The organism is Methylomonas sp. Kb3 (assembly GCF_002834115.1).
Classification (GTDB): Bacteria; Pseudomonadota; Gammaproteobacteria; order Methylococcales; family Methylomonadaceae; genus Methylomonas; species Methylomonas defluvii.
The window spans coordinates 180,819-195,714 of the sequence record NZ_PIZT01000065.1 but is presented as its reverse complement, the minus strand read 5'-3'; the positions used below and the strand labels follow the sequence as shown (position 1 = coordinate 195,714).

Genomic DNA, 14,896 nt, shown 5'->3' with positions numbered 1-14,896 from the left:
TTAGAGTGTGTCCGGCCAAAGTCTGGCCGTATGAATAATGGCAAGCACATGAATGTCCTTATCCTGTACACGGTAAACAACAATGAACGGAAAATGCGTAATGATCAGTTCTCGGGTGCCGTCGATACGGCCCGGACGGCCCATGAAAGGATTTGCGAGTAAGCTATTCAGCGTGTCGTGAATTTTGGTAATAATTCGTGTTGCAGCATTGCGGTTGTCTTGAGCCACAAAGTCGTATATCTCGCTCAAATCGGTCTTGGCTCGCCGGGTATAGCGGAGTCTCATTTCATTGATGGCGACGAATGTTGTTCAAAAAACGCGGCCATTTCCGCGTCGTCAACGAATTCTCCACGGTCCGCTTGAGCAAGCCCTTCCTTGATTTTATCCAGCATGCCATTTTCCCACGCAATGAAATTGCCGATGGCTTGATTCGCTAGCTCCGTTTCATCTCGATGAGTTTGCTTGGCAAGCGCGCTCAATTGGGCTTTTAGTTCGGGATTTATTTGTAAGGTAACAGGCATGGCGGCTTCTTCCGTTGTTCGAAAAACATCGTGAATACCAGTTTAATGACTCGCGTTTCTTAACACAATAAACACAGCGTGGCGTAGAGGTGAAATATTTTTAATTTTGCCTAGGGATATGCGCAAAGCCATCGTCCTTGCTGGTTAATGGGCCGAATCGCCCAGCAACCCTGACGACGATTTATCTTGCGGAGATGTAAATGCCTGATCAAACACCTATCGCCACCCGCTTGCCACGGTGCAAGTCCAAAACACCCGCGCGACTGCCCGGCGGCCTGTTGCTACTTTCGCTGGCGGCATCCCATGCCGCGCACGGTGTGGGACCGGCCTCGACAGCCCAGGCCGAACAAACGGCCGACTACCGGATTCGCTCGCAGACTCTGGACAAGGCCTTGGTGGAGTTTTCGCTGAAATCCGGCATTCAAGTGGTGGCCGACGGCAAATTGACCGCCGGCGTTACCTCTCCTGGCGTATCCGGCCAATATGCGCCGGAGCAGGCTTTACGAAAATTGCTGGCGGGCACCGGCGTGGCGGTGCAATCCAGCCGCAACGGCACGGTGACTTTGGAAAAAGCCGCCGCACCCGAGCCGCAATCTGGCGCCAATACTTTGCCGACGGTGACGGTGGCCGGTACGGCTGCGTATGACCTCACCGATCCTTATAGCCGCGACTACAATCGTCCCATCGCCAGTACCGCGACCAAAACCGATACCCCCATCATGGAAACGCCGATGTCGATCCAAGTGATTCCGCGCGCGGTGCTGGACGATCAACAAGCAATTTCGGTCGGCGATGCCTTAAAAAATGTCAGCGGTGTGCAATCGGGGGGCTATAGTTTTTACGATAACGCCACGATCCGCGGCTTCGATGCCGGGCAAAGCACCTACCGCAACGGGCTGCGCCAACCCTATATTACCCATCTGGAAACCGCCAATCTGGATCGGGTGGAGGTGCTGAAGGGGCCGGCATCGATCTTATTCGGTCGCATCGAACCCGGCGGCTTGGTCAACCTGGCCCCCAAGCGTCCGCTCGATACGCCTTATTATTCCGTACAACAACAGTTCGGCTCTTACGACCTCTACCGCACCACGGTCGATGCGACGGGACCGATATTGGCGGATAAGTCGCTGTTGTACCGGATGAATATCGCATACAAAGACAACGATACCTTTCGGGATTTCGCGCATCAGGAGCATGTGTTTGTCGCGCCTTCGCTAAGCTGGCGTCCCAACGACCGTTTCGAAACCAATCTGGACATCGAATACCAGCACGATACCTGGGTCGAAGACGGCAGCGATAGCGGTATACCGGCTATCGGCAACCGTCCTGCCAATCTCCCGATTAATCGCTATCTGGGCGACGCGGTGTTCAATCGTCAAAACCCGAATACTCAGGATAAGGTGCTGTTGGGTTTCGATTGGTCGTATCAGTTCACCCAAGACTGGAAGCTGAAAAACCGCTTCCAATACATCGACGCGCAGTATCATCAATCGATACTGTGGGCGGATAGCCTGGCGGATGACAATCAAACGCTTTCTCGCGGCCTGTGGCATACACCCATACACCGGATGACCTACAGCACCAATCTGGATTTGACCGGCAAGTTCGATACCGGATTTGCCCACCACGATGTATTGGTCGGCTTCGATTTAAATCGCTTTAACAGTCAGGACGGCGGCGGATTTTCGGGCTATGCCGATACTTATTCGGACCTGGACATCAATATCAACAACCCGGTGTACGGTGTCGATATGTCGGCGCTGGCCGGCGCGAAGAACTTTTACTATAAATCCCAAGATAACTGGTACGGCGTCTATTTTCAGGATCAGATCACCTTGTGGGACAAACTACATATTTTGGGCGGCGGCCGCCACGACTGGACGGAAAATGGTAGCGGCGAATCGTCGAATTCGCATGCCGCAATCTCGATGAAAAATACCCGTAGCGAATTTTTCAGCCCTCGGGTCGGAATCCTGTATCAACCCTGGCAATGGCTGGCGCTTTACGGTAATTACGTCGAATCGATCGGCAGCAATAACGGCGGCCTTTCCGCCTCCGGCCAACCGTTCGGACCGCAAACCGCGACCCAATTCGAAGGCGGCATCAAAACCGATTTTTTCGATGGCCGGCTGAGTTCGACGTTGGCGTATTACCATATAACTAAGCAAAATTCGCTGGCCACCGACCCGAATAATCCCCGATACAGTGTCGCGATCGGCGAAGCCCGTAGCCGCGGCGTGGAGCTCGACATAACCGGCCGGGTTACCGAGAACCTGAGTTTGATCGGCACTTATGCCTATACCGATACCAAAATCACCAAGGATTCGGCGGCGATCTATGATGCTGACGGCAACGCCATTGCCACGAACTCGGGCAACACCGGCCACCAACTGCCCACGGCACCACGCCATTCTGGCAGCCTGTGGGCCAAATATGGCATAGACAACGGCCTTTTGCGGGGCTTGAACTTCGGTACCGGCGTTTATGTCCGCGGCCAGCGGCAGGGCGATAACGCCAACAGCTTTCAATTGCCTGGCTATGCGCGTTGGGATGCCAGCATTAGTTACAGTTTCAAACACGGTGGCACCAAAATCACCCCGCAACTCAATGTCTACAACTTACTCGACAAAACCTATTACGACCATTCCAGCAATCGGCTGAATATTCGCCCCGGCGAACCGTTGACGTTTTTAGGTTCGGTGCGGGTGGAGTTTTGATTCCAAACGCATTAGCGGATCGGGGCGGTCCAACCCCGATCCTAAGATTTCTTTGGCTAGGCCGGTGGGAATTTCACTACCTCATACGTCTTATCCGATGATGGCCGGTACTTTGCCGGCTTGAAATGGAAATCCTGGAGCCGCTATGAAAATTCGTCCCTTTTGGGTATTGGTGCACCGTTATGCCGGTCTGGCGATGACGGTTTTTTTGATCATCGTCGGCCTGACCGGCAGTCTGTTGGCGTTTTATAGCGAATTGGAGCATTTGATCAGCCCGCAGCTATCGGCGCCAGCATCGTCTTTACCGCGCTTGAGCCCGCCTTTGCTAAAAGCCAAGGCCGAACTGTTGGTGCCTCAGGGTAATGTTGTTTCAATATGGCTGGAACACGATGCCGCGCATCTCGATGTGGCGCCGCGCACCGATCCGGCTAGCGGTAAGCCGTACGAACTTGGCTTCACCCAGCTGATTCTGAATCCCTACACCGGCGAAGAACTGGGCCGCCGCACTTGGGGCGCGATTTCCGAAGGCTGGATCAACCTGATGCCCTTTGTATACAAATTGCATTATGCCCTGGCACTGGATGAAATCGGCGGCTGGATTTTAGGCATTACCGCGCTGGTGTGGACCTTGGATTGCTTCGTGGGATTTTATCTGACGCTGCCCGTTGCAAAACGACACACCTCGCCGGCTGCCCACGGAAAGCCGCGTTCGTTTTGGCAACGCTGGGCGCCGGCCTGGAAAATTAAATGGAACGGCTCCAGCTTCCGAATAAACTTTGATTTGCATCGGGCCGGCGGCTTGTGGGTGTGGGCCATGCTGTTGGTGTTCGCCTGGTCCAGCGTTTATATGAATCTGGCAGATACTGTTTACGCGCCGGTCACCCGGGCGGTATTCACCGATTATCACGAACCCTGGATCGATTTTCCTGATCTGGACAAACCCTTGGAGCAGCCAGCAATTGCCTGGTCTGACGCTTACCGGATAGCCGTCGAGCAGATGGGCCAAGCGGCGCGTGAGCAAGGATTTGTGATTCAGTCACCGTCAGGCTTTCGCTACAACCCGGCCAAAGGGTTTTATGTTTATCAGGTGCGCACTAGCCTGGATATACAGGACAAGCACGGCACTACCCGCTTGGTAATCGACGCCACTACCGGTGCTGAAAAATTGCTGTTACTGCCCCGCGGCCAGTATGCCGGCAACACAGTGACTAACTGGTTGGGGGCCTTGCACATGGCTAACGTGTTCGGCATGCCTTACCGGATTTTTGTGTGCCTGCTGGGGCTGGTGATTGTGATGCTCTCGGTGACCGGAGTAGTCATCTGGCTGAAAAAACGCCGGGCCAGACTGCAAAAAACGGTGTTGCAGGATTAAGTTTAAGAGGCTGATGCCAGCGAGTAAGTTATGGTTTTCGCTGGCGTCCGCCATCCCATAAGCCTCACCATCGATTAATTGATGTTTGATTGTGGGCTGTAGTTATCCCCGAAGATATTCTTCCGGGCTAATGCTGCGCTGGGAGTGCGGTAATGCCATGGCTGAACTCACGAGGAAAGCAGTTTTCAAACGGTGTGATGCAACATAGTCGATAGCCGGCCTGGCAGTCAAGCGTCCCGGCGCCAACTGGTAATAACGCACTTGCAGCCATCAGTGTGGCCCTGTATCGTTGCGGGAACCCTAATTCTTGCTTGTTGACTTTACATGTCCGATTCCGCTCCCAACAAATTGATTCTGGTCGACGGCTCGTCGTTTCTGTTTCGCGCCTTTCACGCCGTGCCGCCGTTGACCAATGCCCAGGGGGAGCCAACTAACGCTGTTTACGGCGTGTCCAATATGCTGCGCAAGCTGATCAATGATTACAACACGCCCTATATCACCGTGGTATTCGATGCGCCGGGCAAGACTTTCAGACATGATTTGTACGATCAATACAAAGCGCATCGGCCACCGATGCCGGACGACTTGCGCGTGCAGATTGCGCCCTTGCACGATTTGATTCGCTCCTTGGGTTTACCGCTGATTATCGAACACGGCGTGGAAGCCGATGACGTGCTGGGCAGTCTGGCGCAAAACGCCGCGCGCCAAGGCTTTGAAGTGATCATTTCCACCGGCGACAAGGATATGGCGCAGCTGGTCAACGAGCAAATCACGCTGGAAAACACCATGACCAACACCCGCATGGATATTCAGGGTGTGCAGGACAAATTCGGCGTCAAGCCGGAGCAAATCATCGATTATCTGGCGCTGATGGGTGATGCGGTGGATAACATCCCCGGCGTGCCGAAAGTCGGTCCGAAAACCGCCGCCAAATGGTTGCAGGAATACGGCACGCTGGATAATCTGATCGCCCGCGCCGACGAGATCAAGGGCAAAGTCGGCGATAACTTGCGCGAAGCCTTGGGCCAACTGCCCTTGTCCCGCGAACTGACCACCATTAAGTGCGACGTGGCCTTGCATTACAGTCTGGACGATTTGAAACGCAAGGAGCCGGACATCGCCGCGCTGAAAAATCAGTTGGGCCATTTGGGTTTCAGCAGCTGGCTAAAAACTTTGAACGGCGACGGTTCAACCCCCTCTCCAGCGGGAGAGGGAGGGGTGAGGGGAAATCAAAGTAGCCCCCCCTCATTTCAGCCTTTACCCGCGGAGGAGAATGAGCCGAAGGCCGCGCTTACCAGAAACTACCAAACCATCCTCACCCAAACCGATTTCGATACCTGGCTGGAAAAACTCCGGCAAGCCGAGCTGTTTGCCTTTGACACCGAAACCACCAGCCTGAATTACAGCGACGCGCAAATCGTCGGCGTGTCCTTCGCGGTAGACGCCGGCCAGGCCGCTTATCTGCCGGTGGCGCACGATTATCCCGGCGTACCGGCCCAACTTTACCGGCAAAGCGTCTTGGATGCCTTGAAGCCCTTACTGGAAGACCCAAACAAAGCCAAACTAGGCCAAAACCTGAAATACGACGCCCATGTGCTGGTCAATCACGGCATCGCACTACGCGGCATCCAACACGACACCATGCTGGAATCCTATGTGCTAAACAGCACCGCCACCAAACACAATATGGACGATCTGGCCAAGCATTACCTGGGCGTCGATACCATTCATTTCGAAGACGTGGCCGGCAAGGGCGCCAAGCAAATCGGCTTTGCCGAAGTGGCTATCGAGCAAGCCAGCGAATATGCCGCCGAGGACGCCGACATCACCCTGCGTCTGCATCAAACCCTGTCCGATCAATTGCAACAGCACCCCCGTTTATGGGCCTTGTATAACGAGATAGAAGTGCCGCTGATCGGCGTGTTGGCGCGGATCGAGGAAAACGGCGTGCTGATCGACAGTGCGATGCTGGCCCAGCAAAGTCTGGAGTTGGCGAACCGGATGATAGGCATCGAACAGCAGGCCCACGATCTGGCCGGATCGGCGTTCAACCTGGGTTCGCCCAAGCAGATTCAGGAAATCTTGTACGACCGTTTAAATTTGCCGGTGTTGAAAAAAACTCCGAAAGGTCAGCCGTCCACCGACGAATCGGTGTTGCAAGAACTGGCGGTGGATTATGCCTTGCCCAAGCTGATTCTGGATTTTCGCAGCATGAGCAAGCTGAAATCCACTTACACCGACAAATTGCCGCAACAGGTCAGTAGCCGCACCGGCCGGGTGCATACTTCGTATCATCAGGCCGTGGCCGCGACCGGGCGCTTGTCCTCATCCGACCCCAATCTGCAAAACATCCCGATTCGCAGTGAAGAAGGCCGCAAGATTCGGCAGGCTTTTATCGCCCCGCCCGGCTATAAAATCGTCGCCGCCGACTATTCGCAGATTGAGTTGCGCATAATGGCGCATCTATCCGGCGATGCCGGCTTGCTGGCGGCGTTTTCGCAAGGTGTGGACGTGCATCGCGCGACGGCGGCGGAAGTATTCGAAGTGGAACTGGATCAGGTGACTCACGATTTGCGCCGTTCGGCGAAGGCCATCAATTTTGGTTTGATTTACGGCATGTCGGCGTTTGGACTGGCCCAGCAATTGGGCTTGCCGCGCAACCAGGCCCAGGCCTATATTGATCTGTACTTCAGCCGTTATCCCGGCGTGAAGCAATACATGGACAACACCCGGGAACTGGCCAAACAGCAAGGTTACGTGGAAACTATCTTCGGCCGGCGTTTGTATTTGCCGGAGATCAACTCGCGCAACGCCGCGATGCGCCAATACGCCGAGCGCACCGCGATCAACGCACCGATGCAAGGTACAGCCGCCGACATCATCAAACGGGCGATGCTGGCTTGCGACGCCTGGATAGGCACGGACAATCCGGACGTGAAAATGATCATGCAAGTACATGACGAATTGGTGTTTGAAGTATCAGAAGCGCGCATGGGGGAACATATGGAAACCATCCGCGGCATCATGTCCGGCGCGGCCGAGTTGCATGTGCCCTTGCTGGTGGAAGTGGGTAGCGGCGAGAATTGGGACGAAGCGCGTTGATGATTGCTGAGGCTGTTGGGCCATGAAATTCAAGTTCTGGGGAGTGCGCGGCTCGATTGCCACGCCGGGACCGAGCACGGTTAAATACGGCGGTAACACCACCTGTATCGAAGTCACCAGTAGCGCCGGCGATTTAATCATTATGGATGCCGGTACCGGTATCCACGCGCTGGCGCAAAGCTTGCCCCAACAAGCGTTGACAGCACATATTCTGATTACCCATACCCATTGGGATCATATCCAAGGCTTGCCGTTTTTTTTGCCGATGTTCAAGCCCGGCAACATCATCAATATCTACGGCGGCCTGGAACCCTTGACCCATCAGGGTATCGAGCGAGCCATGCATGTGCAGTTACAACACAGCTATTTCCCGATCAGCGAAGCGCAGTTAAAGGCCGAGGTGCGTTATTTCACACTGAAAGCCGGCGCGCCGATTACCGTGGGTAGCGTACGGGTGACGCCGACGGTACTGAATCATCCGGTTTACAACTTTGGCTATCGTCTGGATGACGCCGACGGCAGCTCCTTATTTTTTACCGGCGATTACGAGCCACAGCTTAATCCTTATCAGCCCGATCATCCCGGCTACCCGGCCATGCAGGAATTAATAGAACAAAAGCACGAAGAAGTGATTGCGGCCATGGCCGGGGTCGATGCGTTGATCATGGACAGTTCCTACACCGACGCCGAATACGCCAACCGACATGGCTGGGGCCACGGCACTTATCGTTCGGCGATGAATTTCGCGGCGCAGGCGGGCGCTAAACAGTTATTTTTGACGCATCATGAGCCGACGCGGAGTGATGCGGATTTGGAGGCGATTTTTGCATCGCTGTTGCAGGCTGGTGAGGTTTCGGTTTGTTTGGCTCGGGAGGGGGAGGAGTTTGAGTTGTTGGATGACTCTGGTCAGTCCGAATAAGTTAAGCCTGATTTTGCTGGAGTTTGGTTTTTTTGTGTCGCTGGCGCGACGGGTTATTTGTAAGTCGGGTCTCGGCCCGACAGCCGAGATACTTTCGCTACGAAAACCATCCCTGGTTTTTGCCCTTCGGGCCAGCCTGACGGCTGTTCAAATTCGCTCCCGGCGAATTTGTGCTTCGCCAAAAGAAAGTATCCAAAGAAAAGGCCACCCGGATGCCGCTTATTCCCTGTGCTCCTCGCTTTTGAACGGGGTCGCCGAAAGAGGCTTCCTGCCCCTTCGGCAACGCGATGCATCCATGCATCGCCCCTACGGGCTGCTCCGTTCAAAAGCTGCGGTGCTCGGCGCGGTATACGGGAGAAAACCGTACCTCGCTTTGGATGTTATTTAGTATTTCCTCGTTCCCACGCGCCGCGTGGGAACGCAGACTATCCGCGCCAGCGGTAACATACGACAAAGCAAGCAAACGAGGTCAAACCCATGGGCCGCAGTCGTTACCGCATTCTCCAATCCCAGCAGCCGCATTTCATAACCTGTACCGTACTTAACTGGATACCGTTATTCACGCGCCCGGCTACCGTGCAAATCGTGCTGGACGCCTTGATTTACCGTCAACAGCAGCACAATTGGCGAATTTACGGCTACGTCATTTTGGAAAATCACTTGCATTTGCTGGTACAAGTTGACGATTTATCCCATCAATTGGCCCACTTCAAATTATACACCGCGCGCCAGCTGATCGATTATTTGCAAGCCATTAACGCCGAGCGCTTATTGAAGCAATTGAACTGGTTTCGCAAGGCTCATAAAACCGACCGGGATTATCAGTTGTGGGAAGAAGGTAGTCATCCGCAGTTGATCGACAACCCCGACGTCTTGCGGCAGAAATTAGACTATATCCACCTGAATCCGGTCAAACGCGGCTATGTCGATTTACCGGAGCATTGGCGGTATTCGAGTGCCCGGAATTATGCGGGGCAGGATGGATTGTTGCCGGTTTATCGGGATTGGTTTTAGCTGACCGCAGCGCGGCTGGTTTGCATTCCCACGCGGCGCGTGGGAACGAGATAATACCGTTGATCGGCTCAACGGATGGACAGGAGTCAACGCCTCCGCCGTTGGCAATGCGGCAAATGATAAAACCTGGAGATTATCCGCATGAAAAATAATAATGCGTTAATGCAAGACCTGGCCCCTATTGCGCGTGATAACGGTAATTGATGGAGTTTTATATGATTTTGAATAGTTTGAAAATACAGCGCAATGCCTGTTGGTTATTGCGCCTTGCAGCCTTCTGTTTCACCTTATTGTCATGCCAAAACAGCTTGGCAGAAACTAATCCCGAGCCTGTTTTCGAGTTGACGCATACCTGGGGCGGCGTTCCTACTTCCGTTATCAAAATATATCCCGATGGCAAAGTCCATTTTCACCGCAACAAAACTGATTTTGGTAGTGAATCCGAAGACCGCTATGCACAGATGACAGCAGAGCAGTTGAATGAACTGGTGGATGTATTTTTATCGCTTCCATTTGATGCCTCAAAAAAGCTTGAGCGGGCAAAGGAAAGTGTAAGTGTACCTTGGCGTGTTTTTATCGCCTATAAAGATAAATTCATTAATATTACTATTCAAGACTCTATTTTTTTTCAATTTTTTGAAAAAAAAATGAGTAAATATAGCAATCTAAAACAATTGCTTTGCGGTGAAAACAATCAAGATGAATGTGGCACCAATGTATCCAATATACCCGATGATTTACAGGGCCTTAGAAAATACATGGAACCATGAAGCTTACTTTAAATTTTAACTTACATACAAACAGCGGAAAACTATGACAACGGTAACCGATGACCAAAAAGGCCAACTCATTAAATCCAGCTGGTTTTACCCGATGGAGACTAAAGGATTGACACTTATCTATAGCATCGTAGCCCCGATTAGCGAAGCGTAATCGGGGGGATGTGAGTCTTGCGTACGATTACGCTCCGCTAATCGTACCTACGGGGTATCGTGAAATCGGGATGGTTTTGTTCCCGTATGCCGCGCCGAGCACCGGAGCTTTTGAGCGGAATAGCCCGCAGGGGCGATGCAGGGATGCATCGCGTTGCCGAAGGGGCAGGAAGCCCCTTTCGGCAACCCCGTTCAAAAGCGAGGAGCGGAGGATCAAAGCGGCATCCGGGTGTCTTTTCTTTTGGATACTTTTCTTTGGACAAGCAAAGAAAAGTATCTCGGTTGTCGGTCCAAGAACCGACATTAAATCAAGCCGTCGCGCCAGCGACACAAAAATCCTACCCAGCATCAGACCGATTAACAGCCACCCTCTGATACCCCCTCTTAATCGCCAACGCCAACTCATGCACCGCCATCGCATAGTGCGTGCTCTGGTTGTAGCGGGTAATCGCATAAAAGTTAGGATGTCCCAGCAAGTATTCGTCTTTGCTTTGATGCCTGAGCAACAACAGCCGCAACGGATAATCGCAAGCACATGTGTCAGCCGGTTCCACACCTGCTTTAACCAAGGTATCCAAAGAATAAGCATGGTCCGCGCCGGGTTCCAGGCTGTCGATGCCATGGAAGCTGCCGCGTGTGGCCGAGACGATGGGTTGACCGGCTTGCCAGCCGTGCTGAGCAAAATAATTGGCCACGCTGCCGATCACGTCCTCCGGATTCCACAGGTCGCGGCGGCCGTCGCCGTTAAAGTCCACCGCCCATTGCAAAAAACTGCCGGGCATGAATTGGCCCAGGCCCATTGCGCCGGCGAAGGAGCCGACCGGTTTGCCGGGGTCCAGGCCCTCGCTACGGCTCATCACCAGAAAATTTTCCAGTTCGCTGCGGAAATATTCGCCACGCCGCTGGTAGTCAAAGCCCAAGGTCGTTAGCGCGTCGATGATTCTATGGTTGCCGACGAAGCTGCCGAAAGTGGTTTCCACGGCCATGATGCCCAGGATGTATTCGGCCGGCACGCCGTATTGCTGGCTGGCGCGTTGCAGCGTTGCATGATGCTGTTGCCAGAAGCTGATGCCGGCGTTGATATGCCGGTCGTCCAGAAATTGCGCGCGGTAGCGGGTCCAGCCGCCTTTGCTGGTTTTACCTTTCATGCCCTGATCGGATTTGGCCAGATAATCCAACGTCCATTGCTTGCGTTTGGCTTGCGAGAACAGGCCTTGCAGATATTCGCGGTTAAAGCCGTGCTTTTGCACCATCTGTTCGATGAACTGGTTCAAAGCCGGATAGCCGGCGTAATCACCGGTGACGGCTGTAGCGTGATAGCCGCCGACGCTGGCGAACGGCCGTAAGTCCGGCGTGGCTTGGCGCGACTGGTTGGGCGCGGTTTGTTGGGTGGGTGTGCGGACGCGAGTATTGGCTTTATCGCCGGCGGGCGGCTGCGAGGCGCAGCCCGCCAAAAGTGTTATTAACAGTGCCGAACCGGCGTTTTGTAGCGAGACTTTACTAGTACTAAATGTATACAAGCGAGTTATATCCAGGGCTATTTAAAAAGACTGCCTCCCTCGTCGTCGTTTTCGGCCAGGGTCATGCCGGCGGTTTCGAAGTTGACGTTCTCGGCCCCCAGTTTAATCATCAGGCGCACCTCGTTGCGGGAGTCGGCAGCGTGCAAGGCGTCATCGTAACCAATTTTACCCGCCGTATACAGATCGTAAAGCGCTTGGTCGAAAGTCTGCATGCCATGCTCGCGGGAGCTTTTCATCAGTTCTTTTAATTTGTGTACTTCGCCCTTGCGGATCATGTCTGATGCCAGCGGGGTATTCAGCAAAATCTCAATAGCCGGGTAGCGGCCCTTGCCGTCGGCGCGCTGAATCAATTGTTGGGCGACGATACCGCGCAAGTTCAAAGACAAATCCATGAACAGCTGGCTGTGCATTTCTTCCGGGAAAAAATGCAGAATGCGGTCTAAGGCCTGGTTGGCGTTATTGGCGTGCAGGGTACAGACGCACAAATGCCCGGTTTCGGCGAAGGTGATCGCATGTTGCATGGTGTCCCGGCTTCTGACCTCGCCAATCAGGATTACGTCCGGCGCTTGGCGCAGGGTGTTTTTTAACGCCACTTCAAACGATTCGGTATCCAGGCCCACTTCGCGCTGGGTGATGATGCAGCCCTTGTGCGGATGGATAAACTCGATAGGGTCTTCAATGGAAATGATATGGCCGCTGCTGTTTTCGTTGCGGTGCCGAATCAAGGCCGCCAGCGAGGTTGATTTACCGGTACCGGTGGCACCGACAAACATCACCAGACCGCGCTTGTACATGATCAGTTCTTTCAACACCGGCGGCAGGTGCAATTCCTCTGCGCTGGGGATGGTGGTTTCGATGCGGCGCAACACCATGCCGGCCGAGTCGCGTTGGGTAAACGCACTGACCCGGAACCGGCCAAGACTGTGGGCACTCAAGGCAAACTGGCATTCGTGAGTGTTTTCAAACTCGTCGCGTTGGCGCTGCGACATGATACTGAGAACCAGCATCATGGTCTGTTCGCTAGTTAAAACGGATTTGGACACTTCGACGACTTTGCCGTTGACTTTCATCGACGGCGGCCGGCCGGCGGTGATGAACAAGTCGGACGCTTTCTTTTCCACCATCAGGGCCAATAGGGCTTTAAAGTCCATGACGCCTCCTAAAATTTAACGGAACATATCTTTGTTGACGGCTTTGACCATCGCGCCTTTCGCAGTAATCAAGCCTTTGTCGACCAACTCCTTCAGATTTTGATCCAGCGTCTGCATGCCGTCTTTGCGGCCGGTTTGGATCGCGGAATACATCTGCGCTACCTTGGCTTCGCGGATCAGGTTGCGGATGGCCGGGGTGCCGACCATGATTTCGTGCGCGGCAATCCGGCCGCCACCGACTTTTTTCAATAGCGTTTGCGAGATAACCGCCTGCAAAGATTCGGACAGCATGGCGCGGATCATGTCTTTTTCCGCCGCCGGGAAGACATCGATAATCCGGTCTATGGTTTTCGCGGCCGAGGTGGTATGCAGGGTGCCGAATACCAAGTGACCGGTTTCCGCGGCGGTCAATGCCAGGCGGATGGTTTCCAAATCCCGCATCTCACCCACCAGAATGATGTCCGGGTCTTCCCGTAATGCCGAGCGCAAGGCTTCGTTGAAACCTAAGGTATCGCGATGTACTTCGCGCTGGTTGATCAAGCATTTCTGGCTTTCGTGGACAAACTCGATAGGGTCTTCGACGGTCAGGATGTGCGCGTAATCATTGGTATTAATGTGATTCACCATCGCCGCCAGCGTGGTTGATTTACCGGAACCGGTTGGGCCTGTGACCAGAATCAGGCCGCGCGGTTTGGTACACAATTCCGCAAAAAACTTTGGTGCATCCAGGTCTTCCAGGGTTAACACCTTGGACGGAATGGTCCGGAATACCGCGCCGGCGCCTCTATCCTGATTGAAGGCGTTGACCCGGAAGCGAGCCACGCCGGGCAACGCGAAGGAAAAGTCGGTTTCCAGAAATTCTTCGTAATCGCGGCGCTGCTTGTCGTTCATGATGTCGTAAATCAGCGCGTGGACTTCTTTGTGATTCAAGGACGGGATATTGATGCGGCGGATATCGCCGTCCACCCGAATCATCGGCGGCAGGCCGGCGGAAAGATGCAAGTCGGAGGCTTTGTTTTTGACGGAAAAGGTCAAGAGTTCGGCGATATCCATGATTTATGTCCCAACAATAAAAGGAATGATCGTCGGCAAGGATAGTACACAATTCAAAACCGGCCGGCTTATTCCTGCATGGCAGCAACCCTTATGCTGGTAAGTGGTGGATCGGCCTAGCGGTGTTGGCTTTTTTCGGCGCAGTGTATACATTGATTGGCATACGGCACCGCAGCCAAGCGTTCCTTTTTTATGGGTTCGCCGCAACTCAGGCAAATGCCGTAGGTACCGGCATCGATGCGGGAAATGGCTTGTTTAATTTTTTCGACTTCGTCGCGTGTGGCGTTGCCCAAGGCGTCCAATACTTCGTCATTTTCGGTTTCGACGGCCTGCTCGGAAAAGTCCTGGGCCAGCGGTTTGTCGGTGTGTCTGACGTCTTCGGTGATTTTTCCCAGCCTGTCGTCCAGGTCTTCCAGCATATTCAATAGTTGGTCGCGTACATCGGTATAGTCTTTCATGGTGCTCTCCGCAGCAGGGCTGCATGGTTTAATAACCGGCTTCTGCCGGCCGGATGTCAATCCCTGGTTTATACAATGAAGCCGATAGCAGGTGCAACCAAGCTGATCTATACTCGAGTCATCGACATTTCTAGCTT

At 53.8% G+C, this 14,896-nt stretch carries 13 protein-coding genes; 7 read left to right on the top strand and 6 right to left on the bottom strand.

Features of this window, described 5'->3' with window-relative positions:
• Together CWO84_RS16355 and CWO84_RS16350 are read right to left on the bottom strand one after the other, a co-directional pair.
• Positions 1–285 (bottom strand): type II toxin-antitoxin system mRNA interferase toxin, RelE/StbE family, encoded by a 285-nt coding sequence (locus CWO84_RS16355; protein ID WP_033158290.1) that lies wholly within the window; start codon positions 283–285, stop codon positions 1–3.
• Complete coding sequence (locus CWO84_RS16350; protein WP_101053859.1) at positions 282–521, bottom strand: CopG family transcriptional regulator; 240 nt, start codon at positions 519–521, stop codon at positions 282–284. Before CWO84_RS16350 ends, CWO84_RS16355 begins: the two co-directional genes overlap by 4 nt.
• 200 nt (positions 522–721) lie before the next feature.
• On the opposite strand from CWO84_RS16350, the gene CWO84_RS16345 reads away from it, so the two are divergent.
• From CWO84_RS16345 to CWO84_RS16315, 7 genes are all read left to right on the top strand, one after another.
• Complete coding sequence (locus tag CWO84_RS16345; protein ID WP_101053856.1) at positions 722–3,238, top strand: TonB-dependent receptor; 2,517 nt, start codon at positions 722–724, stop codon at positions 3,236–3,238.
• A gap of 145 nt (positions 3,239–3,383) precedes the next feature.
• Positions 3,384–4,610, top strand: coding sequence for a PepSY-associated TM helix domain-containing protein (locus tag CWO84_RS16340; RefSeq protein WP_051670283.1), 1,227 nt, complete (start codon positions 3,384–3,386; stop codon positions 4,608–4,610).
• A 324-nt stretch (positions 4,611–4,934) separates the two neighbouring features.
• Positions 4,935–7,712, top strand: coding sequence for a DNA polymerase I (gene polA, locus CWO84_RS16335; RefSeq protein WP_033158292.1), 2,778 nt, complete (start codon positions 4,935–4,937; stop codon positions 7,710–7,712).
• 22 nt (positions 7,713–7,734) lie between these two features.
• The gene (locus CWO84_RS16330; protein ID WP_033158293.1) at positions 7,735–8,631 is read left to right on the top strand and encodes an MBL fold metallo-hydrolase; all 897 of its coding nucleotides are present in this window, start codon (positions 7,735–7,737) and stop codon (positions 8,629–8,631) included.
• On the top strand, positions 8,609–9,019 hold the full coding sequence (locus CWO84_RS24470; RefSeq protein WP_165385903.1) for a hypothetical protein: 411 nt from the start codon (positions 8,609–8,611) through the stop codon (positions 9,017–9,019). Before CWO84_RS16330 ends, CWO84_RS24470 begins: the two co-directional genes overlap by 23 nt.
• Positions 9,020–9,108: 89 nt before the next feature.
• Positions 9,109–9,645 (top strand): transposase, encoded by a 537-nt coding sequence (locus CWO84_RS16320; RefSeq protein WP_033158295.1) that lies wholly within the window; start codon positions 9,109–9,111, stop codon positions 9,643–9,645.
• A 215-nt stretch (positions 9,646–9,860) separates the two neighbouring features.
• Positions 9,861–10,415, top strand: coding sequence for a hypothetical protein (locus CWO84_RS16315; RefSeq protein WP_129871319.1), 555 nt, complete (start codon positions 9,861–9,863; stop codon positions 10,413–10,415).
• 500 nt (positions 10,416–10,915) lie between these two features.
• Here the strand turns inward: CWO84_RS16315 and mltB are convergent, their stop codons facing one another.
• The 4 genes from mltB to CWO84_RS16290 all read right to left on the bottom strand — a co-directional run bounded on the left by mltB (position 10,916) and on the right by CWO84_RS16290 (position 14,759).
• Positions 10,916–12,097, bottom strand: coding sequence for a lytic murein transglycosylase B (gene mltB, locus CWO84_RS16305; RefSeq protein ID WP_033158297.1), 1,182 nt, complete (start codon positions 12,095–12,097; stop codon positions 10,916–10,918).
• A 17-nt stretch (positions 12,098–12,114) separates the two neighbouring features.
• Positions 12,115–13,248 (bottom strand): PilT/PilU family type 4a pilus ATPase, encoded by a 1,134-nt coding sequence (locus CWO84_RS16300; RefSeq protein ID WP_033158298.1) that lies wholly within the window; start codon positions 13,246–13,248, stop codon positions 12,115–12,117.
• Between the two features lie 15 nt (positions 13,249–13,263).
• Positions 13,264–14,301 (bottom strand): type IV pilus twitching motility protein PilT, encoded by a 1,038-nt coding sequence (locus CWO84_RS16295; protein WP_101053853.1) that lies wholly within the window; start codon positions 14,299–14,301, stop codon positions 13,264–13,266.
• 116 nt (positions 14,302–14,417) lie between these two features.
• Positions 14,418–14,759 carry a TraR/DksA family transcriptional regulator gene (locus CWO84_RS16290; protein WP_033158299.1) on the bottom strand — a complete coding sequence of 114 codons (342 nt, stop codon included), beginning with the start codon at positions 14,757–14,759 and terminating at the stop codon, positions 14,418–14,420.
• Between the last annotated feature and the right edge of the window lie 137 nt (positions 14,760–14,896).

Coding starts and splice junctions, on each gene's coding strand:
- CWO84_RS16330 (WP_033158293.1), top strand. CDS start 7,735: ATGAAATTCAAGTTCTGGGGAGTGCGCGGCTCGATTGCCACGCCGGGA.
- CWO84_RS16290 (WP_033158299.1), bottom strand. CDS start 14,759: ATGAAAGACTATACCGATGTACGCGACCAACTATTGAATATGCTGGAA.
- CWO84_RS16320 (WP_033158295.1), top strand. CDS start 9,109: ATGGGCCGCAGTCGTTACCGCATTCTCCAATCCCAGCAGCCGCATTTC.
- CWO84_RS16345 (WP_101053856.1), top strand. CDS start 722: ATGCCTGATCAAACACCTATCGCCACCCGCTTGCCACGGTGCAAGTCC.
- polA (WP_033158292.1), top strand. CDS start 4,935: ATGTCCGATTCCGCTCCCAACAAATTGATTCTGGTCGACGGCTCGTCG.
- CWO84_RS16355 (WP_033158290.1), bottom strand. CDS start 285: ATGAGACTCCGCTATACCCGGCGAGCCAAGACCGATTTGAGCGAGATA.
- CWO84_RS16300 (WP_033158298.1), bottom strand. CDS start 13,248: ATGGACTTTAAAGCCCTATTGGCCCTGATGGTGGAAAAGAAAGCGTCC.
- CWO84_RS24470 (WP_165385903.1), top strand. CDS start 8,609: ATGACTCTGGTCAGTCCGAATAAGTTAAGCCTGATTTTGCTGGAGTTT.
- CWO84_RS16350 (WP_101053859.1), bottom strand. CDS start 521: ATGCCTGTTACCTTACAAATAAATCCCGAACTAAAAGCCCAATTGAGC.
- CWO84_RS16340 (WP_051670283.1), top strand. CDS start 3,384: ATGAAAATTCGTCCCTTTTGGGTATTGGTGCACCGTTATGCCGGTCTG.
- CWO84_RS16315 (WP_129871319.1), top strand. CDS start 9,861: ATGATTTTGAATAGTTTGAAAATACAGCGCAATGCCTGTTGGTTATTG.
- CWO84_RS16295 (WP_101053853.1), bottom strand. CDS start 14,301: ATGGATATCGCCGAACTCTTGACCTTTTCCGTCAAAAACAAAGCCTCC.